General features: G+C 73.2%; 20 protein-coding genes. 12 read left to right on the forward strand and 8 right to left on the reverse strand.

Translation table 11 applies throughout. The features are described from left to right. Position 1: 1 nt before the first annotated feature. The 3 genes from hemA to hemL are packed head-to-tail and all read left to right on the forward strand — an operon-like array spanning position 2 to position 4,763. On the forward strand, positions 2 to 1,405 hold the full coding sequence (gene hemA, locus OG392_RS27045; protein WP_329283741.1) for a glutamyl-tRNA reductase: 1,404 nt from the start codon (positions 2 to 4) through the stop codon (positions 1,403 to 1,405). Then, complete coding sequence (locus tag OG392_RS27050; protein ID WP_329283742.1) at positions 1,402 to 3,465, forward strand: acetate--CoA ligase family protein; 2,064 nt, start codon at positions 1,402 to 1,404, stop codon at positions 3,463 to 3,465. The genes hemA and OG392_RS27050 overlap by 4 nt, the downstream gene beginning before the upstream one ends. Further along, the gene (gene hemL, locus OG392_RS27055) at positions 3,462 to 4,763 is read left to right on the forward strand and encodes a glutamate-1-semialdehyde 2,1-aminomutase (protein WP_329283743.1); all 1,302 of its coding nucleotides are present in this window, start codon (positions 3,462 to 3,464) and stop codon (positions 4,761 to 4,763) included. Before OG392_RS27050 ends, hemL begins: the two co-directional genes overlap by 4 nt. A gap of 78 nt (positions 4,764 to 4,841) precedes the next feature. On the opposite strand, the gene OG392_RS27060 is transcribed toward hemL, so the two are convergent. Further along, positions 4,842 to 5,258 (reverse strand): organic hydroperoxide resistance protein, encoded by a 417-nt coding sequence (locus tag OG392_RS27060; RefSeq protein ID WP_329283744.1) that lies wholly within the window; start codon positions 5,256 to 5,258, stop codon positions 4,842 to 4,844. A gap of 152 nt (positions 5,259 to 5,410) precedes the next feature. Here OG392_RS27060 and OG392_RS27065 point away from each other — a divergent pair, with 152 nt between their 5' ends. Further along, positions 5,411 to 6,520, forward strand: a complete 1,110-nt coding sequence (locus OG392_RS27065) for a CaiB/BaiF CoA transferase family protein (protein ID WP_329283745.1) — start codon at positions 5,411 to 5,413, stop codon at positions 6,518 to 6,520. Between the two features lie 95 nt (positions 6,521 to 6,615). Here the strand turns inward: OG392_RS27065 and OG392_RS27070 are convergent, their stop codons facing one another. From OG392_RS27070 to OG392_RS27080, 3 genes are all read right to left on the reverse strand, one after another. Next, the gene (locus tag OG392_RS27070) at positions 6,616 to 7,260 is read right to left on the reverse strand and encodes a response regulator transcription factor (RefSeq protein ID WP_329283746.1); all 645 of its coding nucleotides are present in this window, start codon (positions 7,258 to 7,260) and stop codon (positions 6,616 to 6,618) included. Continuing rightward, positions 7,251 to 8,396 (reverse strand): sensor histidine kinase, encoded by a 1,146-nt coding sequence (locus tag OG392_RS27075; protein WP_329283747.1) that lies wholly within the window; start codon positions 8,394 to 8,396, stop codon positions 7,251 to 7,253. Before OG392_RS27075 ends, OG392_RS27070 begins: the two co-directional genes overlap by 10 nt. Before the next feature lie 174 nt (positions 8,397 to 8,570). Further along, positions 8,571 to 9,242, reverse strand: coding sequence for a DedA family protein (locus OG392_RS27080; RefSeq protein ID WP_329283748.1), 672 nt, complete (start codon positions 9,240 to 9,242; stop codon positions 8,571 to 8,573). 236 nt (positions 9,243 to 9,478) lie between these two features. Between OG392_RS27080 and miaB the strand changes: the two genes are divergently transcribed. Next, a complete protein-coding gene (miaB, locus tag OG392_RS27085) occupies positions 9,479 to 11,008 on the forward strand; it encodes a tRNA (N6-isopentenyl adenosine(37)-C2)-methylthiotransferase MiaB (RefSeq protein ID WP_329283749.1) in 1,530 nt (509 codons plus the stop codon). A gap of 226 nt (positions 11,009 to 11,234) precedes the next feature. Then, positions 11,235 to 11,963, forward strand: a complete 729-nt coding sequence (locus OG392_RS27090) for a class III extradiol dioxygenase subunit B-like domain-containing protein (protein ID WP_329283750.1) — start codon at positions 11,235 to 11,237, stop codon at positions 11,961 to 11,963. A 99-nt stretch (positions 11,964 to 12,062) separates the two neighbouring features. Here OG392_RS27090 and OG392_RS27095 read toward each other — a convergent pair whose 3' ends face one another. After that, positions 12,063 to 12,389 carry an antitoxin gene (locus tag OG392_RS27095; protein ID WP_329283752.1) on the reverse strand — a complete coding sequence of 109 codons (327 nt, stop codon included), beginning with the start codon at positions 12,387 to 12,389 and terminating at the stop codon, positions 12,063 to 12,065. A 51-nt stretch (positions 12,390 to 12,440) separates the two neighbouring features. Continuing rightward, the gene (locus OG392_RS27100) at positions 12,441 to 12,713 is read right to left on the reverse strand and encodes a hypothetical protein (RefSeq protein WP_443054891.1); all 273 of its coding nucleotides are present in this window, start codon (positions 12,711 to 12,713) and stop codon (positions 12,441 to 12,443) included. A 188-nt stretch (positions 12,714 to 12,901) separates the two neighbouring features. Here OG392_RS27100 and miaA point away from each other — a divergent pair, with 188 nt between their 5' ends. The 6 genes from miaA to hflX all read left to right on the forward strand — a co-directional run bounded on the left by miaA (position 12,902) and on the right by hflX (position 21,492). Continuing rightward, complete coding sequence (gene miaA / locus OG392_RS27105; RefSeq protein WP_329283754.1) at positions 12,902 to 13,840, forward strand: tRNA (adenosine(37)-N6)-dimethylallyltransferase MiaA; 939 nt, start codon at positions 12,902 to 12,904, stop codon at positions 13,838 to 13,840. A 108-nt stretch (positions 13,841 to 13,948) separates the two neighbouring features. Further along, positions 13,949 to 14,449, forward strand: a complete 501-nt coding sequence (locus OG392_RS27110) for a hypothetical protein (RefSeq protein ID WP_329287483.1) — start codon at positions 13,949 to 13,951, stop codon at positions 14,447 to 14,449. 161 nt (positions 14,450 to 14,610) lie between these two features. Next, positions 14,611 to 15,489, forward strand: a complete 879-nt coding sequence (dapF, locus tag OG392_RS27115) for a diaminopimelate epimerase (RefSeq protein ID WP_329283755.1) — start codon at positions 14,611 to 14,613, stop codon at positions 15,487 to 15,489. Positions 15,490 to 15,701: 212 nt separating this feature from the next. Continuing rightward, positions 15,702 to 18,197: a RelA/SpoT family protein gene (locus tag OG392_RS27120; protein WP_329283757.1), complete on the forward strand. Its 2,496-nt coding sequence runs from the start codon at positions 15,702 to 15,704 to the stop codon at positions 18,195 to 18,197. A gap of 152 nt (positions 18,198 to 18,349) precedes the next feature. Beyond that, a complete protein-coding gene (locus tag OG392_RS27125) occupies positions 18,350 to 19,840 on the forward strand; it encodes a M1 family metallopeptidase (protein WP_329283758.1) in 1,491 nt (496 codons plus the stop codon). Between the two features lie 158 nt (positions 19,841 to 19,998). Further along, positions 19,999 to 21,492, forward strand: coding sequence for a GTPase HflX (gene hflX, locus OG392_RS27130; protein ID WP_329283760.1), 1,494 nt, complete (start codon positions 19,999 to 20,001; stop codon positions 21,490 to 21,492). A gap of 196 nt (positions 21,493 to 21,688) precedes the next feature. Here hflX and OG392_RS27135 read toward each other — a convergent pair whose 3' ends face one another. Further along, the gene (locus OG392_RS27135) at positions 21,689 to 22,870 is read right to left on the reverse strand and encodes a trypsin-like serine peptidase (RefSeq protein ID WP_329283762.1); all 1,182 of its coding nucleotides are present in this window, start codon (positions 22,868 to 22,870) and stop codon (positions 21,689 to 21,691) included. Between the two features lie 239 nt (positions 22,871 to 23,109). Continuing rightward, positions 23,110 to 24,288 carry a trypsin-like serine peptidase gene (locus OG392_RS27140; RefSeq protein ID WP_329283763.1) on the reverse strand — a complete coding sequence of 393 codons (1,179 nt, stop codon included), beginning with the start codon at positions 24,286 to 24,288 and terminating at the stop codon, positions 23,110 to 23,112. Between the last annotated feature and the right edge of the window lie 64 nt (positions 24,289 to 24,352).

The following is a 24,352-nucleotide window of genomic DNA, read 5'->3' on the forward strand; positions in this document are numbered from 1 at the left end:
GGTGAGTCCGTCCTCCACCATGCTGGTCCTCGGCATCAGCCATGCCAGCGCCCCGCTCGACCTCCTGGAGAGACTCGCCGGCACCGACCGGCCCGCCGAGGACCTCGTCTCCGACGTCACCTCGGTCGACGGCATCGACGCCGCCGTCGTCGTCTCCACCTGCAACCGCCTGGAGATCTACGCCGAGACCCGCGGCGGCCCCACCGCCTTCGGGGACACCGGAGAAGCGGCCGGCCCCGGCGAACTGAGCGGTCTCGGGAAGCTGTTCGCGGAACACACCGGGGTCGACCACGACGAGATCGCCCCGCACCTCTACAGCCACCACGCCGACGGAGCCGTACGCCATCTCTTCGCCGTGGCCTCCGGACTCGAATCCGTCGTGGTCGGCGAGGACCAGATCCTCGGCCAGGTGAAGCTCGGCCTCGAACGGTCCCAGCGGCTCGACCGGACCGGCCGGGTCCTCGCCAAGGCCGTGCAGACCGCCCTGCGGGTCGGCAAGCGGGCCCGCAACGAGACCGGTCTCAACGAGGCCGGCCGCTCGCTCGCCACCGCCGGACTCGGCTTCTTCGAGCGCCGGGTCGGCTCCCTGCACGGCAAGACCGCCCTGGTCATCGGCGCGGGCGCCTTCGCCGGAGTCGTCGTCGCCGCGCTGCGCCGCTCGGGCCTGGACCGGGTGCACGTCGCCAACCGCACCCCGGAGAAGGCCCAGCGCCTCGCCGAGACCACCGGGGGCGTCGGGTACGACCTGACGGACCTGCCCCGGCTCCTCACCGAGGTGGACGTGGTCGTCGGCGCCACCGCCGCCACCGGCCACCTCGTCTCCGCCCTGGACGTCGAGGAGGCGCTCGCCGCGCGGGACGGCCGCGAGCTGTTCCTGCTCGACCTGTCCCTGCCGCACAACATCGCGCCCGGCGCGGCCGAACTGCCCGGCGTCACCTTCGTCGACCTCCGCCGGATCGCGGAGGAGGGCCAGGAGGACGAGATCTCGGCGGCCAGCGTCCAGGCCGCGCACGAGCTGATCGACGCGGAGGTCGAGCAGTTCCGCACCGGGCTGCGGCTCGCCGGCGCGAAGCCGGTCCTCACCGCGCTGCGGACGGCCGCCACCGAGGCCGCCGAGGCCGAACTCGACCGGCTCGCCCGCCGGCTGGACGGGATCGACGGCATCGACGGCACGGTACGGCGCGAGATCGACCGCAGCGTTCGGCGGATCGTCGACAAGGCCCTGCACCAGCCCACCGTCCTGGTACGGGAGCTGGCGGCCGACCCGGACGGCGCCCGGCACATCGCCGCCTTCACCCGCCTCTTCGCGGCGGCGGACGCCGAGGGCGGCCCCGTCAGCACGACCCCGAACGACCCGAACGACCCGAACGCACAGAACGAGACGAAGATCGAGGCCATCGCATGAGTGACATCTCGGCTCTCTGGGAAGCCGAATCCATCGCGGTCATCGGCGCCAGCGAGCGCCCCGGCGCCCTGGGCCGCAAGCCGCTCGACTACCTCCTCCGGTACGGCTACAAGGGCCGCATCCTGCCGGTCAACCCGCGCTCCCCGGAGATCCTCGGCGTCCCCGCGTACCCCAGCGTGAAGGACGCCCCGGGCCCCGTCGACCTGGCACTGATCATGGTCTCCGCCGAACGGGTCGCCGGCGCCGTCGACGACTGCGTGGCCGCCGGCGTCAAGCTCGCCGTCATCGCCTCCTCCGGCTTCGCCGAGACCGGCGAGGAGGGCGCCCGACTCCAGGAGGAGATCGTCGCCAAGGCCCGCGCCGGGGGCCTGCGGATCATCGGCCCGAACTGCATCGGCGCCGTCGGCTACGAGAACCGCGTCCTCGCCACCTTCAGCCCCCTCTTCGGCGCCGAGTCCGTCCCCTTCGAGCCCGGCACCCTCGCCTTCGTCAGCCAGAGCGGCGCCCTCGGCTTCGGGGCCGCCAGCCTCGCCCTGGAACGGGGTCTGCGCCCCGGCTGGGTCGTCAGCACCGGCAACGACGCCGACGTCACCGCCCTCGAAGTCCTCCGCGAACTCGCCGCCGTCCCCGACGTCACCGGTCTCCTCGGCTACCTGGAGGACACCCCGGACATCGGCACCCTCCGTGAACTGGCCGGCTCCGGCAAGCCGGTGGCCCTGCTCAAGTCCGGCCGCACCGAGGCCGGCGGCCGGGCCGCCGCCTCGCACACCGGCGCCCTCGCCACCGACGACCGCGTCCTGGACGCGGCCCTGCGCGGCCTCGGCATCGTCCGCGTCGACGACATCGACGAACTCCTCGACGTGGCCCGGGTCTTCGAGTCCGAGCGGCGCCCCACCGGCAACCGCGTCGCGGTGGTCACCACCTCCGGCGGCTCCGGCATCCTCGCCGCCGACGCCGTCGAGGCACACGGCCTGGAGCTCAGCGCCCTGGAGCCGCGCAGCAAGGAGGCACTCGCCGAGATCGTCCCCGCCTTCGGGGCCATCGACAACCCGGTCGACATCACCGCCACGGTCCTCAGCGACCCCTCGCTCTTCGACCGCTCCCTCGACGTCCTGATCGCCGACGACACCGTCGACATCATCGTCGCCGCCTTCTGCGTGATGGCGGGGCCCGATGTGGAGAAGGCCGTCAACGCCCTCTCCCGGGCCGCCGAGAAGGGCGGCAAGCCCATCCTCGTCGCCCGCACCGGCGCCGACTTCCTCGCCCCCGACGCCCCGCGCGACCTGCGCGAGGCCGGGCTCCCCGAGTACCCGACGCCGGCCCGCGCCCTGCGGGCCGCCGCCGCCCTCTGGGAGGTCAGCCGCCCCCGTACCCTGCCGGACGCCCCGCGCCCCGGGACCGTGCCCGGCCCCGGCTCCGAGGCCACCGAGCCCGAGCTCAAGCGGCTCCTCGCCGAGGCCGGGATCGCCGTCCCGAAGGGCCGGATCGCCGAGAGCGCCGAGGACGCGGCGCGCGCCGTGACCGAGGTCGGCGGTACGGCGGTGCTCAAGGCCGTCGTACCGGGCCTGCTCCACAAGACGGAGGCCGGGGGAGTGGAGATCGGCGTCACCGCCGACACCGCGCCCGAGGTCCACGCCCGGCTGGCCGCGCTCGGCGGACAGGTGCTCGTCGAGGAACTGATCGACGGGGACGGCGAGGGCGTCGAGCTGATCGTCGGCGTGCACACCACCGACCTGGGTCCGGTGCTCACCGCCGGTCTCGGCGGGATCTTCACCGAGGTCCTGGACGACGTCGGCCACCGGCTGCTGCCGCTCGCCCCCGGCGAGGGGGCCGCACTCCTCGCCGGGCTGCGCGGCGCGAGGATACTCGGCGGAGCGCGCGGCCGGGCCGCCGTGGACGTCGAGGCGGCTGCCGAACTCCTCCACAAGGTCGGTGCGTTGGTGCAGGACTGGCCCGCCGGCTTCGCCCTGGACCTCAACCCGGTCCGCGTCCTCCCGAAGGGTGCCGTCGTCCTCGACGCGGCCCTCGGCTTCGAGGCCCCCGAGGAGGCCGGACGATGAGCGGCGCAGGGACCGCGAGCAGAGCGCTCTTCGAGCGGGCCCGCCGGGTCACCCCCGGCGGCGTCAACTCCCCGGTGCGCGCCTTCGGAGCCGTCGGCGGCACCCCGCCCTTCATGGCCTCGGCCCAGGGCCCGTACCTCACCGACGCCGACGGCAACGAGTACGTCGACCTCATCTGCTCCTGGGGCCCGATGATCCTGGGCCACCGGCACCCGGCCGTCGTCGAGGCCGTCACGGCGGCCCTGGGGCGCGGCACCTCCTTCGGGGCGCCGTCCACCGGGGAGGTCGAGCTCGCCGAGGAGATCGTCGAGCGGGTCGCCCCGGTCGAGCAGGTCCGCCTCGTCAGCTCCGGCACCGAGGCGACGATGTCGGCGATCCGCCTCGCCCGCGGCTTCACCGGACGCGGCAAGATCGTGAAGTTCGCCGGCTGCTACCACGGCCACGTGGACGCGCTGCTCGCCTCGGCCGGCTCCGGGCTCGCGACCTTCGCGCTCCCCGACACACCGGGCGTCACCGGGGCCCAGGCGAGCGACACGATCGTCCTGCCGTACAACGACCTGGCCGCCGTCGAGAAGGTCTTCGCGGAGATCGGCGACGAGATCGCCGCCGTGATCACGGAGGCCGCCCCCGGCAACATGGGCGCCGTTCCGCCGCTGCCCGGCTTCAACGCGGGACTCAAGGAGATCACTTCACGGCACGGGGCGCTCTTCATCTCCGACGAGGTGATGACCGGCTTCCGGGCCAGCCGCTCCGGCTGGTACGGCCGGGACGGCGTCGCCCCCGACCTGCTGACCTTCGGCAAGGTCATGGGCGGCGGCTTCCCGGCGGCGGCCTTCGGCGGCCGCGCCGACGTGATGGCCCACCTGGCCCCGGCCGGGCCCGTCTACCAGGCGGGCACGCTCTCCGGGAACCCGGTCGCCACCGCCGCGGGCCTCGCCACGCTCCGGCACAGCACCGCCGAGGTGTACGAGCGGCTCGACGAGGTCTCCGGGACGCTCGGCCGCGAGGTCTCGGCGGCCCTGGCCAAGGAGGGCGTGGCGCACCGGGTCCAGTACTCCGGCACCATGTTCTCGGTCTTCTTCACCGAGGACGAGGTCGTCGACTTCGACGGGGTCCGTGCCACGGAGTCGTACCGCTACACGCCCTTCTTCCACGAGCTCCTGCGCCGCGGCGTCTATCTGCCGCCCTCGCCCTTCGAGGCCTGGTTCGTCTCGGCCTCGCACGACGACCGTGCGGTGAGCCGGGTGGTCGAGGCGCTGCCGGCGGCGGCCGCCGCGGCCGCGGCGGCGACGCCCTGACGAGAGGGCCGTGGAGGACGGATCGGGAAAGCCCCCGTGGCAGGACCACGGGGGCTTTCCCTTTCGTCTCCGCGGGAATCAAGAGGCGAGGTTCACCCGCACCTCGACATTTCCCCGGATCGCCTTCGAGTACGGGCACCGCCCGTGCGCCGCGTCCGCCAGACGACGGGCCTCGTCGGCGTCGAGTCCGGGAAGCTCGACGGTGAGGACGACCGACAGATGGAATCCGCTCTCCTCCTTGTGGAGCGCCACCTCGGCGACGACCGTGTCGTCCGACAGCGCGACCCTGGACTCGCGCGCGGAGACCCGGAGCGCACTGTGGAAGCAGGCGGCGTAACCGGCGGCGAAGAGCTGCTCGGGATTGGTCGCGGTGCCGGAACCTCCCACGGCCTTGGGGCTCGACAGCGGAAGCTCTAGCAGCCCGTCGGAGGAGCGCACGGCGCCGTTGCGCCCGTCTCCGGTGGAGGTGACCTCGGCGGTGTAGACGACGGCCATTTCGTCATGCCTTTCGACTTCGGGAAAGGGGGAATTCCCTCAGTCTCGGGTGCGGCAGAATTCCGGACGCTACGGATGTCCGCAGTTTCCTGACCCGTCCGCCGGAATAGCGTGGAAAGCATCACAGACCGTTGGACACGAGGGAGTTGGCCATGGCGGGACCGCTGACCGGAGTGCGCGTACTGGAATTCGCCGGATCGGCGCCGACGGCGTTCGTCGGAACCGTCCTCTCGGGGCTCGGAGCCGATGTCGTACGGGTCGACCGGGCGCCCGGGAAGGCCGCCGCTCCCGACGCGCCGCGCCCGGCGGAGAACCCGCTCTCCCGCGGCCGCCGCTCCGTCGCCCTCGACCTCAAGAGCCCCGAGGGGGTCGAGCAGGCACTGGGCCTCGTCGAGCACGCGGACATCCTGGTCGAGGGCTTCCGCCCCGGCGTCGCCGACCGGCTCGGCATCGGTCCGGAGGCGGCCCACGCCCGCAACCCGCGTTTGGTGTACGGACGGGTCAGCGGCTGGGGCCAGCGGGGCGAGTGGGCCGGCCGCGCCGCCCACGACCTGGCGGTGCTGGCCCTCACCGGGGCCCTGGACGTCGACCCGGCCACCGGGGACCCGCTGCCGCCGCCGACCGCGTACCTCTCCAGCTTCGCCGGCGGTGCCAACGCCCATGTGCAGGGGCTGCTCGCCGCGCTCCACGAGCGGGAGCGCTCGGGCCGCGGCCAGGTCGTCGACACCGCGCTCGCTGACGGCGCCGCGCTGATCTCCACGCTGATCCACCAGTGGCGCGAGGTCCCCGGCAACCACACCGTCACCGACGCCCCGCACTACTCGCTCTACCCTGCCGCCGACGGCCGCCACCTCGCGGTCGCCGCCATCGAACCCCGCCTCTACCAGAACCTCCTGGAGCAGCTGGGCCTCACGGACGCCGGTGTCCAGCCCGAGGACAGCGCCCTCCCGGACCGCTCCGACCCGGCGGCCTGGCCCGCGCTGCGCGAGCTGATCGCGGCCCGCTTCGCGACCCGGGACCGCGAGCACTGGGTGAAGCTCTTCGATGCCGTGGACGCGGGGGTGGCCCCGGTCCTCACGGCCGCCGAGGCCGCCGCCCACCACCAGCTCGCCGCCCGCGGGGCCTTCGTGGCGGTCGGCGACGGCGCCACCCTCCAGCCCGCCCCGCCGTCCCGCTTCGACCGCACACCCACCGGGGCCCCGGGCCGCGCCCCGCTCCCCGGTGAGCACACGGAGGAGGTCCTCGCCGACTGGCGGGGGTGAGCCCGGACGCGGGCGGGGCGGGGAGCACGCGGCGGACCGGTCCGGCTCCCCGTCACGCCGGGGCGGGGAGCACCGGCACGACCGTTCCGTGTCCGCTACGACTCCAGATAGCGGAGCACCGCGAGGATCCGCCGGCTGTAGCCGGTCGTGCGGGTCAGCTCCAGTTTGTCGAAGACGGCGTTGAGGTTCTTCTCCACCGCGCTCAGCGAGAGGTGCAGCTTCTGCGCGATGGCCGCGTTGGTGTGCCCCTCCGCGAGCGCCTCCAGGACCGTTCGCTCCCGGGGCGTCAGCCGCGCGAGCGGGTCCCCGTGGGTGGTCCGGACGACCAGCTGCCGGACGACCTCGGGGTCGATGGCGGCCCCGCCGGCGTGGATCCGCTCCAGCGCGTCGAGGAACTCCTCGACCTGCCCCACCCGGTCTTTGAGGAGGTAGCCGACCCGCTCGGCGTTGGAGGCGAGGAGCTGGGCGGCGTAGTGCCGTTCGATGTGCTGCGAGAGCACGAGCACGCTCACCTCCGGCCAGCGCTCGCGGATCTCGACGGCCGCCCGCAGCCCCTCGTCCGTATGCGTCGGGGGCATCCGGATGTCGACGACCACGACGTCGGGCCGCCGCTCCTCGACCTCCTTGAGCAGCGTCACCGCGTCCCCGAGGGCCGCCAGGACCTCGTGGCCCTCCTCGGCGAGCAGCCTGACCAGGCCCTCGCGCAGCAGGGTCGAGTCCTCGGCGAGGATTACGCGCACGGCAGCTCCGCGGTGATGGTGGTCGGTCCCCCGAGGGGGCTGTGGACGAGCAGCACGCCGTCGAGCGCGGCCACCCGGCTGCGCAGGCCGGTCAGTCCGCTGCCGGTCTCGCGCGCGCCGCCCGTGCCGTCGTCCTCGACCCGTACGGTGAGGCGCGCTCCGTCGAGGAGGACGGCCACGGAGATCGCCGAGGCCGAGGAGTGCTTGGCCGCGTTCGTCACGGACTCCGACACCACGAAGTAGGCGGCCGTCTCGACCGGCCGGGGCAGCGGCGCGCCGACCTCGAAACGGGTCCGCAGCGGGATGCCGCTCCGCTCGGCGACTCCGCCGATCGCCTCTTCGAGCCCGAGGCTGTCGAGCGCCGACGGGTACACCCGCCAGGCCACCTCGCGCAGTTCGGTCAGCACGCCCTGGGACTCCTCGTGTGCCTGGAGCAGCAGCGCTTCGGCCTGCTCGGGGTGACGGCCGCGGCGGGCCCGGCCGATCAGCATGGCGAGCGCCACGAGCCGCTGCTGGACCCCGTCGTGGAGATCGCGCTCGATGCGCCGCCGCTCGGCGTCCACGGCCTCGACGACGGCCGCCCGGCTGGCGGCGAGTTCGTCGATGCGCCGCCGGAGCAGCTCTCCCTCGGAAGGGCCGAAGTGCTCGCGGGCGGTACGGGCGTCGAGCGCGGCCAGTGCGTACAGGCCCTGGACGTCGAGGAAGAGGAGCACCCCGCCGAGCAGGACCTGGGTGAGCAGTTCGTCCCAGTCGAGCCTGCCCCTTCCGGCGCCGTACACCAGGATGGCGGCCAGGACGGCGCCGAGGACGAGCAGCGCGAGGACGACCGCGCAGAGCAGCCCCGTGGAGGCGCGGACGGCGAGGTAGCGCAGGACCTTCCGGTCCGAGGCCCGGTAGTGCGCCGGGAAGAGATCACCGAAGAAGGCGGAGCGGCGGACCCGTTCGACGGTGACCAGGCGCCGGGCGCCGGCCATCAGGATCCCCTGGGCGCCGGAGCGGGTGCTCGGCAGGAGGAGGAACGGGCCGAGGGCCGTGCCGACGACGAGGAAGTACAGGGCGCCGGGCAGCGCGGTCGCGCAGCCGAGGAGGGTCCCCAGCCCGCGGCGCGGCCAGGACGGGACCTTCGTCCGGGCCACGGGCCTGTCGGCATCCGTACGGGGCACGGGCCTGTCGACACCCGCGCCGTTCCCGGTACCCGCCGATTCCCCGTCCCCGTGCACGGGGACCGAGGCTAATGGGCCCGCACAGCCCGGGCAAGATCGCCAGGACTGTGCGGGAAGCGGTGCCGTACCGGTGGGGCGGCGGCCCGGTCACGAGGCGCGCCGGTGCTGGGCGGACCGGCCGCGCCCGCGCAACCGGACCGCCGCATAGGCCGCGACCGCGACGGCGACCACGACGAGCACCGCCTTCGACAGGACACCCACGTAGGTCTCCACGACGTCCCAGCGGTCGCCGAGCCAGTAACCGGCCATCACGAGGACGCTGTTCCAGATGAGGCTGCCGAGCGTGGTGAGCATGACGAAGAGCGGCATCGGCATCCGCTCGACACCGGCGGGCACCGAGATCAGGCTCCGGAAGATGGGCACCATCCGCCCGAGGAAGACGGCCTTGGTGCCGTGCCGGGCGAACCACTCCTCCGTGCGGACCAGGTCCGAGGGCTTCACCAGGGGCAGCTTCCGCCAGATCGCGTGCATCCGGTCCCGGCCGAAGAGCACCCCGATCCAGTAGAGCGCCACCGCGCCCACCACCGAACCGAGCGTCGTCCAGAACAGCGCCGAGGCCAGGCTCAGCACCCCCTGACCGGCGGCGAAACCGGTCAGCGGCAGGATCACCTCGCTGGGCAGCGGGGGGAAGAGGTTCTCCAGAGCGATGGCGAGACCGGCGCCGGGCCCGCCCATCGTGTCGACGAGGCCGGCGGCCCAGCCGGCGACTCCGTCGGCTGGCTGCCGGGCGATCGCCAGGGTCGTGGGATCGAGGTGCATGAGAGGACTCCAAGTCGGCCGGGGAGTGCGGGGCGGGTGCCCCGCTCTTCTCCCTCGAACCTAGGAATCGCAGCTCAGCGCCGGTATGAGGGTTCCCGTCCACCCCGGTGCGGTTCTCCGTACGTCCGACCCTGCGGAAAACCGCAGGGTCACGGGTGCGCGGCCCGGCTTCCCGGCGGGCGGCCCGGCTCCCCGGCCCGGCCGGAGGCCCTCCGGGGACCGCCTACCCTTGACGCATGACGAGCAGCAGCGACCGGAGCACCGCAGTGAGCGTTGACGGCACCAAGACCTATGAGATCCGCACCTACGGGTGCCAGATGAACGTCCACGACTCCGAGCGGCTCTCCGGTCTGCTGGAAGAGGCGGGTTACGTCCAGGCCCCCAAGGGCTCCGACGGGGACGCCGACGTCGTCGTCTTCAACACCTGCGCGGTCCGCGAGAACGCCGACAACAAGCTGTACGGCAACCTCGGCCGGCTCGCCCCCAGGAAGACCACGCGCCCCGGCATGCAGATCGCCGTCGGCGGCTGTCTCGCCCAGAAGGACCGCGACACGATCGTCGAGAGGGCCCCCTGGGTCGACGTGGTCTTCGGCACGCACAACATCGGCAAGCTGCCCGTCCTCCTGGAGCGCGCCCGCGTGCAGGAGGAGGCGCAGATCGAGATCGCCGAGTCGCTCGAGGCCTTCCCCTCGACGCTGCCGACCCGCCGCGAGTCCGCGTACGCCGCCTGGGTCTCGATCTCCGTCGGCTGCAACAACACCTGCACCTTCTGCATCGTCCCCGCCCTGCGCGGCAAGGAGGAGGACCGCCGCCCCGGCGACATCCTCGCCGAGATCGAGGCGCTGGTCGCGGAGGGCGTCTCCGAGATCACCCTGCTCGGCCAGAACGTCAACGCCTACGGCTCCGACCTCGGCGACCGCGAGGCCTTCTCCAAGCTGCTGCGCGCCTGCGGACAGATCGAGGGCCTGGAGCGGGTCCGCTTCACCTCCCCGCACCCCCGCGACTTCACCGACGACGTGATCGCGGCGATGGCCGAGACGCCCAACGTGATGCCGCAGCTCCACATGCCGATGCAGTCGGGCTCCGACTCGATCCTGCGGGCGATGCGGCGCTCGTACCGGCAGGAGCGTTTCCTCGGCATCATCGAGAAGGTCCGCGCTGCCATCCCGCACGCCGCCATCTCCACCGACATCATCGTGGGCTTCCCCGGCGAGACCGAGGAGGACTTCCAGCAGACCATGCACGCCGTGCGCGAGGCCCGCTTCGCGAACGCCTTCACCTTCCAGTACTCCAAGCGCCCCGGCACCCCGGCGGCCGACATGGAGGGCCAGATCCCCAAGGAGGTCGTGCAGGAGCGTTACATGCGCCTCGTCGCCCTCCAGGAGGAGATCTCCTGGGACGAGAACAAGAAGCAGGTGGGCCGCACCCTGGACGTCATGGTCGCCGAGGGCGAGGGCCGCAAGGACGGCGCCACGGACCGCCTCTCGGGCCGCGCCCCCGACAACCGGCTCGTCCACTTCACCAAGCCGGACGAGGACGTCCGCCCCGGTGACGTCGTGACCGTCGAGATCACGTACGCCGCCCCGCACCACCTGCTCGCCGAGGGCCCCGTCGCGGCGGTGCGCCGCACCCGCGCGGGCGACGCCTGGGAGAAGCGGACCACCGGGGCCGCCGCGAAGCCGGCGGGCGTCCTGCTCGGGCTCCCGAAGATCGGAGTCCCGGAGCCGCTCCCGGCGGCCGAGGTCCCGGCCTGCGGCAGCCACTGACACCGCTCGTACCCGTGGGGGCCCGGTGATCGTCGAGGACGCGGTGACGCCGAGATCACGACGGGCATCGCGGAACTGATCCACGACTCGAAGGCCGGCCCGCCCGAGCAGCGGGCCGGCGGGCCACGGAGGGCGGAGGGGACCTGTCGGTCACGTCGGGCGGACGACGTGGCAGGGGGCTCGGGAAACCCGGCTCCGTGGGGCGGGGCGCAGTAGGCTGCCGATCATGCTTGTCGCCGCCGCCGTCTGCCCCTGCCCGCCGCTCCTCGTGCCCGAGGTCGCGACCGGCGCCGCCCCCGAGCTGGACGCCGCGCGGGCGGCCTGTACGGATGTCGTCGGGCTGCTCGCCGCGGCGCGCCCCGACCGGCTGTACCTCGTCGGCCCGGCCGACGAGGGCGCCCACGGCGTCTTCCCGGCGGGTTCGAAGGGCTCCTTCGCGGGCTTCGGCGTCGACCTCTCCGTGCGCCTCGGAGGCTCCGCGCCTCCGAGCGCGGGGCCGGCGGGCGGCGACCGCCCCCTGCCTGCCTCCCTCGCCGTCGGCGCCTGGCTCCTCGGCCGGGCCGGTTGGGCCGACGCGCCGATCGAGGGCCTGGGCGTCGACCCGAAGGCAACGCCCGACGTCTGCGCCGGGATCGGCCGCGGGCTCGCCGACTCGGGCGAGCGGGTCGCCCTCCTGGTGATGGGCGACGGCAGCGCCTGCCGGACCGTCAAGGCCCCGGGCTACCTCGACGAGCGCGCCGCCGGCTTCGACGCGGAGGCCGCCCGCGCGCTGGGCACGGCCGACACGGCCGCGCTGCTCGCCCTGGAACCGGAGCTCGCGTACGAGCTGAAGGCGGCCGGCCGCGCCCCCTGGCAGGTCCTCGCGGGCGCCGCCGAGGGCGCGGACCTCGACGGCCGGCTGCTCTTCGAGGACGCCCCGTACGGCGTGGGGTACTTCGTGGCCGCCTGGTCCTGACGTCGCTCCACCCCGACCCGCGGAAACGGCGGACGGCCGCGGAGCGAGATGCTCCGCGGCCGTCCGCCGTGCGGAGGGACTGCCGGGTGACGCCGTAGGTCAGGCGCTCGGCGGCGGCGTCGTACCGGCACTGCCGGGCGCGCCGCCACCGGTGCCCTCACTGCCGGGCGTGGCGCCGTTCCCGGGGGCAGTACCCCCGGTCCCCGGCGTGCCGTCGTCCTTGTGACCGATCCGGTCCAGCGCGTCCTTGGCCTTGTCCGTACCGGTATGGATCTTGTCGCTGTACTTGCCCTTGGTCTTCTCGTCGACCAGCTTCGCGGCCTTCTCGATGCCGTGATCGATCTTGTCCCCGTGCTGCTGCGCGAGGTCGGCGACCTTGTCCTTCGCGGGGGCGAGCTTTGCCTTCAGCGAATCCAGGAGACCCATGGGGCACCTTCCCTCCGAGGACCCCCGAGGAGTCCCTGTTCCGTGTGCTGCCTACTGACGGGCGCCTTCGCCGGCCTCGTTGTCCGCGGCGGCCTCGGCCGACTGCTGCTTCGGGATCTCCACGACGTCCACGACCTCCGAGGCGACCGCTCCGGTCTCCACCTCGTCGGCGTCGACGCCGTCCGTGCCGTCCGCCTCCGCGGCCTCCGTCGTGCCGACCCCCGGTCCGATGGCGGCGTCCGGGGCGTCCGTCCCGGTCTCCGCCTCCGTCCCGCCGTCCGCCGCCGGAGCGACGGCCCCGGTCTCCGTCTCCGCCGACGACACCGCAGCCGCATCCTTCTTCTTACGGCGAAACATTGTAAAAACGCCCATATTCACTCCATAGCGTACTCGGATGGGAGGGATTCCGTGATGATCGACGGCCGGAACCTCGCAACAGGCAACGAAGCCGGATGAGGGCCCGTCACGTAGCTCATTCGGGGACGGGCCGGGAGGTTTGCGAGACTGGTGCGGTGAGAAGCGCAGCTCCCGCCCCGCGGGTCATCGCCGTCGTCGGCCCCACGGCGGCCGGAAAGTCCGATCTGGGTGTATTCCTGGCCCAGCAGCTCGGGGGCGAGGTCGTCAACGCAGACTCCATGCAGCTCTACCGGGGGATGGACATCGGGACCGCCAAACTGACGCCGGAGGAACGCGGCGGCGTTCCGCATCACCTCCTCGACATCTGGGACGTGACCGAGGCGGCCAGTGTCGCCGAGTACCAGCGGCTCGCCCGCGCCGAGATCGACCGGCTGCTCGCGGCCGGCCGCACCCCCGTCCTCGTCGGCGGCTCCGGCCTGTACGTGCGGGGTGCCGTCGACGCCCTCGAGTTCCCCGGCACCGACCCCGCGGTCCGGGCCCGGCTCGAGGCCGAACTGGAGGAGCGCGGCCCCGGCGCCCTGCACACCCGGCTCGCCGAGGCGGACCCCGAGGCGGCCCGCGCGATCCTGCCCAGCAACGGGCGCCGGATCGTCCGCGCCCTCGAGGTGATCGAGATCACCGGCAAGCCCTTCACCGCCAACCTGCCGGGCCCCGACTCCGTCTACGACACCGTCCAGATCGGTGTCGACGTGGGCCGCCCCGAGCTCGACGAGCGGATCTCCACACGCGTGGACCGGATGTGGGAGGCCGGCCTCGTCGACGAGGTGCGCACCCTGGAGGCCCAGGGGCTGCGCGAGGGGCGCACGGCGGCCCGCGCCCTCGGCTACCAGCAGGTCCTCGCCGCGCTCGCGGGGGAGTGCACCGAGGACGAGGCACGCGCCGAGACCGTGCGCGCCACCAAGCGCTTCGCCCGCCGGCAGGACTCGTGGTTCCGCCGCGACCCGCGCGTCCACTGGCTCAGCGGAGCCGCAGATCACCGGGGGGAACTCCCGGGGCAGGCGCTCTCGTTGGTCGAACGAGCGGTTACAGCCTGATCACGTGATGGCATCGGGACGCCCTGCCCGTCATTTCGGCGGTCGGGAGCGTGCCATCATCGAGCATCGATCGACCAAGTGGAGTCCGAGTGGGGAGGGCGCGTGGCGATGGAGGCCGGCCCTCGCGACAGAGAACAGCACGAATCGGCGCTCGGTGACCCGACGGGTGACACACCGGGCCGTCCGACCGGCGACCTGCCGGTCGGTGCCCCGGGGCTGACCCCGGACGGCCCCGACGACGCGGTGGGAACCGCCGTCGAGGTGGTCGCCGACGAGGTCGAGGTCGAACTGCGTCCCCAGCGCCGGCTGCGGATCTGGCAGCTCGCCCCGATCGTGGGCCTGGCGGCCGTCGGCTCGCTGATGTTCGCGTTCCCGCTCGCCTTCGGCTCCGGTGACGGCGGCGCCGTCCTCGCCATGCTGGGGCTGCTGATCAGCTTCTGCGCCGCGGGCTGGGGCATGATGGCGGCCCGCAAGGTCGGCTACACGTGGCCGGGACTCCCGCCGCGCGGCTCGGGCGAGCGGCCGAACTGGCGTTACCTCGCGCTCTACGTGACAACGATCGCAGCGCTGGTCGCCCTCGCCGTCTGGCGCGTCGCCCGCCTGCGCTGACGGGGCGGCGGGACACGGCCCGCCTCGTACGGACCGCCCTGTGGACGACCGGATGGCCGGACGCCCGGATCGGGCGGATGTACGGATCGGGCGGACGACCGGATCGGCCGGGTGACCGGCGGCCGGGCGCCCTGCCGGGGCCACCCCGTACAGTTGATCTCGTGACCAGCGCGCAGACCTCACCGCTCCCGCCCCTCCGGTTCCTCAAGGGACACGGCACCGAGAACGACTTCGTGATCGTCCCCGACACGGAGAACGCCGTGGACCTGCCCCCGGCCGCCGTCGCACGCCTCTGCGACCGACGGGCCGGCATCGGTGGCGACGGGCTGCTGCACGTCGTGCGCAGCGCCGCCCACCCCGAGGCCCGGCACATGGCCGACGAGGCCGAGTGGTTCATGGACTACCGGAACGCCGACGGCTCGGTCGCCGAGATGTGCGGGAACGGGGTCCGGGTCTTCGCCCGGTACCTGGAGCACGCCGGGCACGTCACAGCCGGCGAGGTCGCCGTCGCCACCCGCGGTGGGGTCAAGCGCGTCCACCTCGACAAGGACGGCTCCGTCACCGTCGCCATGGGGCGCGCGGTCCTTCCCGAGTCCGGCGTCACCGTCACCGTCGACGGCCGCAGCTGGCCGGCACGCAACGTGAACATGGGCAATCCCCACGCGGTCGCCTTCGTCGAGGACCTCGACCACGCGGGCAACCTGTTCACCGAGCCGCCGTACGCGCCGGGCGCGGTCTACCCGGACGGGGTGAACATCGAGTTCGTCGCCGACCGCGGCCCCCGCCACGTCGCCATGCGGGTCCACGAGCGCGGCGCCGCCGAGACCCGCTCCTGCGGCACCGGCGCGTGTGCCGTCGCCGTCGCCACCGCCCGCCGGGACGGCGCCGACCCCGCCGAGAGCGGCACCCCCGTCACGTACACCGTCGACGTGCTCGGCGGGACGCTGGTCATCACCGAGCACCCCGACGGGCAGATCGACATGACGGGCCCCGCCGTGATCGTCGCCGAGGGGACCGTCGACCCCGCCTGGCTCGGCTGAGACCCGACGCCCGGACGGCGCGGGACCGCGGGAATCGAAGGAAGCGACGAAATCGAAACAGTCAACGACTGATTTGTCGCTCGAATGGGTGATCCGATTCACGCTGAGCGAGAGGGCGACTGCGCCACGTGGTGGGGTCGGTAGCATCAAGCACCGGCCCCCCGGGCACGCCTGGCCCGCCCACCGCCGGTCGACGTTGCCGGAGGTGCCCCATGAGCGCAGAGGCCACCAACCCTGTGAGCGCGGCGGAAGCCGCCGTCACCGATGCGACCCCCCGCAGACGCGGGCGCGCCCGAATCGACCTGCGCCGGATCGGCCGCGCCGCACTGCTCGGCGCCACCGCCGGACCGGCCCCCCGCGACCGGCTGCCCGACGCGATCAGCCATGTCGCCGAGGCGCACCGCGCCCACCACCCCGAGGCCGACCTCTCGGTGCTGCGCCGTGCGTACGTCCTCGCGGAGTCCTCGCACCGCGGCCAGTTCCGCAAGAGCGGCGAGGCGTACATCACCCACCCGCTCGCGGTGACCCTGATCCTCGCCGAACTCGGCGCGGAGACCACCACCCTGACCGCGTCCCTCCTCCACGACACTGTCGAGGACACGGATGTGACGCTCGATCAGGTGTGCCGCGAGTTCGGAGACGAGGTCGCCTACCTCGTCGACGGCGTCACCAAGGTGGAGAAGATCGACTACGGCGCCGCCGCCGAACCCGAGACCTTCCGCAAGATGCTCGTCGCCACCGGCAACGACGTCCGCGTGATGTCGATCAAGCTCGCCGACCGGCTCCACAACATGCGCACGCTCGGGGTGATGCGGCCCGAGAAACAGGCGAGGATCGCCAAGGTCACCCGGGACGTCCTCATCCCACTGGCCGAACGGCTCGGGGTCCAGGCCCTCAAGACCGAGCTGGAGGACCTCGTCTTCGCGATCCTCCACCCCGAGGAGTACGAGGCGACCCGCGCCCTCATCGCCGGGAACCCGCACGCGGGCGACGCGCTCGCGGCCGTCGCCGAACAGGTCTCCTCGGTCCTCCGCGAGGCGGACATCGGCGCCGAAGTCCTCGTCCGCCCACGGCACTTCGTCTCCGTCCACCGCGTCCGCCTCAAGCGCGGCGAGCTGCGGGGCTGCGACTTCGGCCGACTCCTCGTCCTGGTCTCCGAGGACGCCGACTGCTACGCGGTCCTCGGCGAGCTCCACACCTGTTTCACCCCGGTGATCTCCGAGTTCAAGGACTTCATCGCGGCCCCCAAGTTCAACCTGTACCAGTCGCTGCACACCGCCATCGCGGCCCCCGACGGTGCCGTGGCGGAGGTCCTCATCCGCACCCACCGGATGCACACGGTCGCGGAAGCCGGCGTCGTCGCCCTCGGCAACCCGCACGTGGGGCAGGAGACGACGGCACAGCCGGGCGGCGCCCCGGACGGAGACACCCGGACCGCCGCGACTCCCTCGGCGCCGGCGCACACCGGCCGTCAGGGGACCACCGGCCGTCAGGGGACCACCACCCCGCGGGACACCACCGCATCAGCCACGCCCGCCCCCCGTGGCACACCGGCCCCCCGTGACGCACCGGCCCCCCGTGACGCACCGGCCGCACGGGCCACGCCGGATCCGTCCGCGCCGTCGACCGCATCAGGCACGTCAGACACACCAGGCACACCAGCCGCACCGGCCGCCTCAGTCACCCCGGCCACCTCCGACGCGCCGGTCGGAGTCGCCTCACCCCCCTCACCCGCAGCCCCCGCCGCCGAGGACGGCGAGCGCGTCGACCCCACCCGTCCCGGCTGGCTCTCCCGGCTCCTCGACTGGCAGCAGGCCGCCCCCGACCCGGACACCTTCTGGACCTCGCTCCGCGCCGACCTCGCCGAGGACGACGAGATCACCGTCTTCCGTGCCGACGGCAGCGCCCCCGGCACCATCAGCCTCCCCGCCGGAGCCAGCTGCGTCGACGCCGCCTACGCCCAGCACGGCGAGGCCGCCCACGCCTGTCTCGGCGCCCGCGTGAACGGACGCCTCGCGCCCCTCAGCACCGTCCTCGGCGACGGGGACACCGTCCAGCTCCTGCTCGCCCAGGACGCCGTCTCCGGGCCGTCCCCCGAGTGGCTCGACCACGCCCGTACCCCCGCGGCCCGGATCGCGATCGCCGGCTGGCTCCGGGCCCACCCGGAGAGCGTCGCGCCGCCCGTCGCCACGACCGGCCCCCGGCCGCAGTCCGGCGTCACCGCCGACCACCGCTCCGGCGCGGAACTCCACGCCGACCTGGAGGGCGAGCCCCACGCCTCCGTCCGGCCGGCCGGCTGCTGCACCCCCGTACCGCCGGACACGATCACCGGCTTCCGGGTCCGCGGCGGATCCGTCACCGTCCACCGGAACGCCTGCGCCGCCGTCGACACCATGCGCCGGCTCGGCCGCGAGCCCGTCGCCGTCCGCTGGGGCGACACCACCCACGGCCGGGTCACCCTCGTCGCGGAGTCCTTCGGACGGCCCGGTCTCCTCGCCGACCTCACCGAGGCCATCGCCGTCGCCGGGGCCGCCGTCGTCTCCGCGACCGTCGAGCCGCCCAGCGAGCAGCGGGTCCGCCACACGTACACCCTCCACCTGCCCGACGTGGCCCGGCTCGCCGCTCTCATGCGGGCCATGCGGGACGTGCCCGGGGTGTACGACGTGAGCCGCGCCCGGCACCGCTCCCAGGAGCCCCGCCGGGCCTGACCCGCCCGGACGGGGCGGTGTCGCGCGACGCCGCCCCGGCGCGGCGTGGGACCCGGCCGTGTCCCCCTTCGAGTGGCGGGCGAGCGCGCCGCCCGGGGGAGCGGTCGCGGCCCTGGTAGCCGTAGGGCCATTCCTCCGGAAAGGCCTGGCCCATGCCGCTCGTCCGAACGCCCCTGCCCCGCGCGCGGTGGCTCCGCTCCGCCGTCCTGGTCGCCGCCTCGGCCGGGCTCGTCGCCGCCGCGCTGCCCGCCCCGGAGCCGCTCGGCATCGGGGACCCGCTCTTCCCCCACCTCGGCAATCCCGGGTACGACGTCCTCTCGTACGCCGTCGACCTCACCTATCCCGGGGTCAACACCGCGCCGCTGGTCGCCGTGACCCGGATCGACGCGCTCGCCACCGACGACCTGGAACGGCTCAACCTCGACTTCACCCACGGCACGGTCTCCGCCGTCAGCGTCGACGGCCTGGCCGCCACGTTCACCACCAGCGGCGAGGACCTGGTCGTCACCCCCGCCGTGCCGATCGACGAGGGCGAGTCGATCGAGATCACCGTCACCCACACCAGCGACCCCAGCGGCCCCGCCGACACCGGCGGCTGGGTGCGCACCAGCGACGGTCTCGCCATGGCCAACCAGGCCGACGCCGCCCACCGGGTCTTCCCGTCCAACGACCACCCGTCGGACAAGGCGTACTTCACCTTCCGCGTGACCGCCCCCAGCGAGCTCACCGCCGTCGCCAACGGTGTGCGCACCGGCCGGGTCACCCGGGGCGCCACGACGACCTGGACGTACCGCACCAGTCATCCCATGGCCACCGAGCTCGCCCAGGTGTCCATCGGCCGCTCCACCGTCGTGCACCGGGCCGGCCCCCACGGTCTGCCCGTCCGGGACGTGGTGCGCACCTCCGACCGGCAGCTGCTCGAGCCCTGGCTCCGCAGGACCCCCGGCCACCTGGAGTGGATGGAGCGGCAGGTCGGCCCGTACCCCTTCGAGACGTACGGGGTGCTCGTCGCGGACGCCACCACGGGCTTCGAGCTGGAGACGCAGACCCTGTCGCTCTTCGAGCGCCGCCTCTTCACCGAGCCGGGTTACCCGGAGTGGTACGTCGACTCGGTCATGGTGCACGAGCTGGCCCACCAGTGGTTCGGCGACAGCGTCTCGCCGCGGGCCTGGTCCGACCTCTGGCTCAACGAGGGGCACGCCAGCTGGTACGAGGCGCGGTACGCCGAGGAGACCGCCGGCAAGTCCCTGGAGCGGCGCATGAAGGCCGCGTACGCCGCCTCCGACATGTGGCGGGCCGCCGGCGGCCCGCCGGCCGCCCCCGAGCCGCCCTCGCCCGGCCACAAGATCAGCCTCTTCCGGCCCGTGGTCTACGACGGCAGCGCCCTCGTCCTCTACGCGCTCCGCCAGGAGATCGGCACCGGGGCCTTCGGGCGCCTGGAGCGGCGCTGGGTCGCCGACCACCGGGACGGCACCGCCACCACCGCCGACTTCGTCGCCCTGGCCGGTGAGATCGCCGGACGCGACCTCACCGCCTTCTTCCGCGGCTGGCTGTACGAGGCGAAGACGCCGGCGATGCCCGGCCACCCGGACTGGCGCAGCGGCCCCATGAAGACCGGGCGGACCGCCCCGAAACCCGGATGACGGGCCCCACCGGGGCGTGTCACCATCTTCAGGTCGGCGACGCGGCCGGCGGACCGGGAATCATCCCGTGCCCTCACGCGTTGTGACGGCATAAGACTCATAGCCCCGGGGCCCGCCGGCACCGGCGACGCCGTGGCAGCAATCGACGTAAGGATCAAATGACCTCCTCTTCTTCCCCTTCCCAGGACGAGCAGAGCTTCGCGGAGACGAGCCGTACCGAGAGCCTTCGGGCCGATGCCCTGATGGAAGAGGACGTCGCCTGGAGCCACGAGATCGACGGAGACCGGGACGGCGACCAGTTCGACCGCTCCGAGCGCGCGGCCCTGCGCCGTGTCGTCGGACTCTCCACCGAGCTCGAGGACGTCACCGAGGTCGAGTACCGCCAGCTGCGCCTGGAGCGCGTCGTGCTGGTCGGTGTCTGGACCTCCGGGACCGTCCAGGACGCGGAGAACTCCCTCGCGGAACTCGCGGCTCTCGCCGAGACGGCGGGCGCCCTCGTGCTCGACGGCGTGATCCAGCGCCGTGACAAGCCGGACCCGGCGACCTTCATCGGCTCCGGCAAGGCGCGCGAACTGCGCGACATCGTGGTCGAGACCGGTGCCGACACCGTCGTCTGCGACGGCGAGCTCAGCCCCGGCCAGCTCATCGCCCTCGAAGACGTCGTCAAGGTCAAGGTGGTCGACCGGACCGCCCTGATCCTCGACATCTTCGCCCAGCACGCCAAGTCCCGAGAGGGCAAGGCGCAGGTCGCGCTCGCGCAGATGCAGTACATGCTGCCGCGCCTCCGTGGCTGGGGCCAGTCGCTCTCCCGTCAGATGGGTGGCGGCGGCGGTGGCGGCATGGCCACGCGTGGCCCCGGTGAGACCAAGATCGAGACCGACCGGCGTCGTATCCGCGAGAAGATGGCGAAGATGCGCCGGGAGATCGCGGAGATGAAGACCGGCCGTGACATCAAGCGGCAGGAGCGGCGCCGCAACAAGGTGCCGTCGGTCGCCATCGCCGGATACACGAACGCGGGCAAGTCCTCCCTGCTCAACCGCCTCACCGGTGCGGGTGTGCTCGTGGAGAACGCGCTGTTCGCCACGCTGGACCCGACCGTCCGCCGGGCCGAGACGCCCACCGGCCGGGTCTACACCCTGGCCGACACCGTCGGCTTCGTCCGGCACCTGCCGCACCACCTGGTCGAGGCGTTCCGCTCCACCATGGAGGAGGTCGGCGACTCCGACCTCATCCTGCACGTGGTGGACGGTTCGCACCCGGCGCCGGAGGAGCAGCTGGCCGCCGTGCGCGAGGTCTTCCGCGACGTCGGCGCGGTGAACGTGCCGGAGATCGTCGTCATCAACAAGGCGGACGCGGCGGACCCGCTGGTGCTCCAGCGACTGCTGCGGATGGAGAAGCACTCCATCGTGGTCTCGGCCCGCTCTGGCCAGGGCATGCGGGAGCTGCTCGCGCTCATCGACTCCGAGCTGCCCCGCCCGCAGGTCGAGCTCGAAGCACTCGTGCCGTACACGCAGGGCGGTCTCGTCTCGCGGGTGCACGCCGAGGGCGAGGTCGAGTCCGAGGAGCACACCCCGGAGGGCACCCTGCTTAAGGCCCGGGTGCACGAGGAACTGGCGGCGATGCTCGCGCCGTACGTTCCCGCCGCGCACTGACCCGAGACACGACGAAGGCGCCGGCCTCCTCCCACTGGGGAGGGGCCGGCGCCTTCTTCTGCCATGACGCGAGGTGCCGTGCACGAGCCCGTCGAGCCCGGGCCCGCCGTGACGAGGCGGTGGTGACACGCGCCGCCGAGTCGTGACGGTGGGCCCGGGCTCCGTGGTGGCGGACCCGGGCCCGTGACGGGACGGATCAGCGGGCGTACTTCTTGCTGACCATCTCGTGGGCGGCCTTGGCCCCCCGGCCCAACTGCGGTCCGGCGAGCCAGCCGTTGCTTCCGGCCGGGCCGATCGAGGTGTTCGACACCAGGGCCGTCGTGCCGTTCGGCAGCACGCGGAACCAGCCGCCGCCGGACGAGCCCGCGGTCATCGTGCAGCCGATCCGGTACATCACCGGGGTGGCGGGCGCCGTGGTCATGCGCGTCGCCCGGTCCAGGCACTTGTGCATGATCACGCCGTTGTACGGGGCGGCCTGCGGGTATCCCCAGGCGCCGACCGTCCCCGACCGTGCGGGAGCGGGGGCCGAGAAGTCGACCGGCAGCGCGGCGCCGACGGTCTCCTCCAGGGACTTCCCGCCCCGCTGCGGCTGCACGTGCAGGACGGCGTAGTCGTAGGGCCAGGCCTGGTTGGTGCCACCGGACTTGATCCACTCGCCCGAGGTCACGGCCCAGTCGGCCCAGTACTGGCCGTACGGGTAGATCTCGTGCGCCTGCGCGTTGTTGAGCGCGGCGGGCGACTTGCCCAGGTCGTTGAAGGCCGGGACGAACGTGATGTTGCGGTACCAGCCGCCCTTCGTGCCCGCGTGGACGCAGTGGCCGGCCGTCCACACCAGGTTGGACCTACCGGGCCGGCGCGGGTCCTTCACGATGGTGCCGGAGCAGACCATGTGGCCCTGCGGCGAGTCGAAGAAGATCTTTCCGACCGGGGCCGCGTTGCGGTGGTACGGGGTCTTCTCGCGCTGCGCCTTGACGGGGCGGGGCGTCGGGTCGGTGCCGCCGCCTCCGGCCTGCGCGGTGATCGTGGGGTCGGGGCTCTTGGCGGACTGCATCCGCGCCGGGTCCCAGAGCCCGTCGATGACCGGGTTGACGAAGTCCTCGGCCTCACGCAGCCAGGTCTTCGTGTCCCAGTTCTTCCACTCGCCGTCCTTCCACTTGTCCAGGTCGACGCCGTGCTTCTTCAGCTTGCCGGCGAGGTCCTCGGTGAGGTCGGCGCCACCGTCTCCGGTGGCCGCGTCGTCGGTGCCCGACGCGGAACCGGTCGTCCCGGCGCTCGGCTTGTCGGCCGCCGGGGTCTCGGTGGGGCCGCAGGCCGTGGCGGTCAGCGCGAGCGCCGTGGCCAGGCCGAGCGCGGCGGGTATGAGTCGTACGGAACGCATGTGGTGGCTTCCCCCTGAGATGGTTCCCGCGTCCGGGGAGCGGCCTCGTGTACGGCACGCTCACGCCTGGGCATTGCCATGGACGCGTCACTTGCGGTGCACAGTATGCCGGTCGGGCGGACCGTCGGACGAAGGGCGGACCAGGAGGCTCTCCCTGTACGGGCGGAAGCCCCCTGGGACGGACGGGCGGACAAGGGGAGAGGCGAGACCCCCGGGGCCCCGCCTCCCGCCCTGCGCGCCTACTGCCCGGCGTACTTCTTGCTGACCTCGTCGAACATGGCCTTGGCCTCGGGACCGAAGCGCGGACCCGCGAGCCAACCGGCTGTCGACGGGCCGATCGAGGTGTTCGACACCAGCGCCGGCTTGCCGTCACCGCCCTTGGCGACCCAGCCGCCACCGGACGAACCACCGGTCATCGAGCAGCCGATGCGGTACATCGTCGGCTGCTCCGCCTTCAGGGACAGCCGGCCCGGCTTGTCCTCGCACTGGAACATCCGCTGGCCGTCGAACGGCGGCGCCGCCGGGTACCCAGTCGCCTTCATGGCCGCGATCTTCGGCACCGCCGGCGCGTTGAAGTCCACGGGAAGCGCTGAACCGACCGTCTCCTCAAGAGACTTGGACGTGCCGCCCTTCTCCGGGGTCACCTTGATGACCGCGAAGTCGTACGGAGCGCCCGCGCCGCCCGTGGACGCGCCCTGGGCGATCCACTGGTCGGAGGTCTTGACCCAGTCCGCCCACCACACGCCGTACGGCGCGATCTGCTCCCGCGTCGCCTTCTCGAGGTCTGCGGTCGACAGGGCGGCGTCGTTGTACGAGGGCACGAAGGCGATGTTGCGGTACCAGCCGCCCGCCTTGCCCTTGTGGACGCAGTGGCCGGCCGTCCACACCATGTTGGACTTGCCGGGGTGCGCCGGGTCCTGCACGACCGTGGCCGAGCAGACCATCGAGCCCTCGGGACCGTCGAAGAAGACCTTCCCGGACTCAGCGGCGTTGCCGTGGTACTTCGCCGCCACCGGCCTGGCCCGCACCGGCACCGGCGTCGGGTCGGTCACGCCCTCGTCGCCCGAGATGTCCTCCTCCTCGACCGGCTTGTCGGGACGCTCGGCGTCCCGCATCCGGTCCGGGTCCCAGAGGTCCTCGATGATCGGGTTGACGAAGTCCTTGGCCTCACGCAGCCACTTGTCGCGGTCCCAGTTCTTCCAGTCGCCGTTGCGCCACTTGTCGACGTCGATCCCGTGCTCCTTCAGGCGATCCTTCAGGTCCTCCGGAATCTTGATCTTGTCGGCCGGGTTCTGGGCGGTCGCGGGCGCGCTGGGCTTGTCCCCCGCGTTCTCCTCGCTCGGTCCGCAGGCCGTAACGGTGAGCGTCAGCGCCGCGACGGCGGAAGCCGCCGTCAGCAGCGGACGAATCGATCGCATCTCGTGATCCCCCTGGGACTACGTCAACTGGTGCATGGACAGCGGCCGCGCCCGTGCGGGCGGC

The sequence above is a fragment of the Streptomyces sp. NBC_00691 genome, assembly GCF_036226665.1.
Taxonomy (GTDB): domain Bacteria; phylum Actinomycetota; class Actinomycetes; order Streptomycetales; family Streptomycetaceae; genus Streptomyces.

Bases quoted from the DNA above. Each gene is read 5' to 3' on its own strand.
- OG392_RS27080 (WP_329283748.1), bottom strand. From the start codon at position 9,242: ATGCACCTCGATCCCACGACCCTGGCGATCGCCCGGCAGCCAGCCGAC.
- OG392_RS27120 (WP_329283757.1), top strand. From the start codon at position 15,702: ATGAGCGCAGAGGCCACCAACCCTGTGAGCGCGGCGGAAGCCGCCGTC.
- OG392_RS27060 (WP_329283744.1), bottom strand. From the start codon at position 5,258: ATGGCCGTCGTCTACACCGCCGAGGTCACCTCCACCGGAGACGGGCGC.
- OG392_RS27140 (WP_329283763.1), bottom strand. From the start codon at position 24,288: ATGCGATCGATTCGTCCGCTGCTGACGGCGGCTTCCGCCGTCGCGGCG.
- OG392_RS27090 (WP_329283750.1), top strand. From the start codon at position 11,235: ATGCTTGTCGCCGCCGCCGTCTGCCCCTGCCCGCCGCTCCTCGTGCCC.
- hflX (WP_329283760.1), top strand. From the start codon at position 19,999: ATGACCTCCTCTTCTTCCCCTTCCCAGGACGAGCAGAGCTTCGCGGAG.
- OG392_RS27125 (WP_329283758.1), top strand. From the start codon at position 18,350: ATGCCGCTCGTCCGAACGCCCCTGCCCCGCGCGCGGTGGCTCCGCTCC.
- hemL (WP_329283743.1), top strand. From the start codon at position 3,462: ATGAGCGGCGCAGGGACCGCGAGCAGAGCGCTCTTCGAGCGGGCCCGC.
- OG392_RS27135 (WP_329283762.1), bottom strand. From the start codon at position 22,870: ATGCGTTCCGTACGACTCATACCCGCCGCGCTCGGCCTGGCCACGGCG.
- OG392_RS27110 (WP_329287483.1), top strand. From the start codon at position 13,949: ATGGAGGCCGGCCCTCGCGACAGAGAACAGCACGAATCGGCGCTCGGT.
- miaB (WP_329283749.1), top strand. From the start codon at position 9,479: ATGACGAGCAGCAGCGACCGGAGCACCGCAGTGAGCGTTGACGGCACC.
- OG392_RS27095 (WP_329283752.1), bottom strand. From the start codon at position 12,389: ATGGGTCTCCTGGATTCGCTGAAGGCAAAGCTCGCCCCCGCGAAGGAC.
- OG392_RS27065 (WP_329283745.1), top strand. From the start codon at position 5,411: ATGGCGGGACCGCTGACCGGAGTGCGCGTACTGGAATTCGCCGGATCG.
- OG392_RS27050 (WP_329283742.1), top strand. From the start codon at position 1,402: ATGAGTGACATCTCGGCTCTCTGGGAAGCCGAATCCATCGCGGTCATC.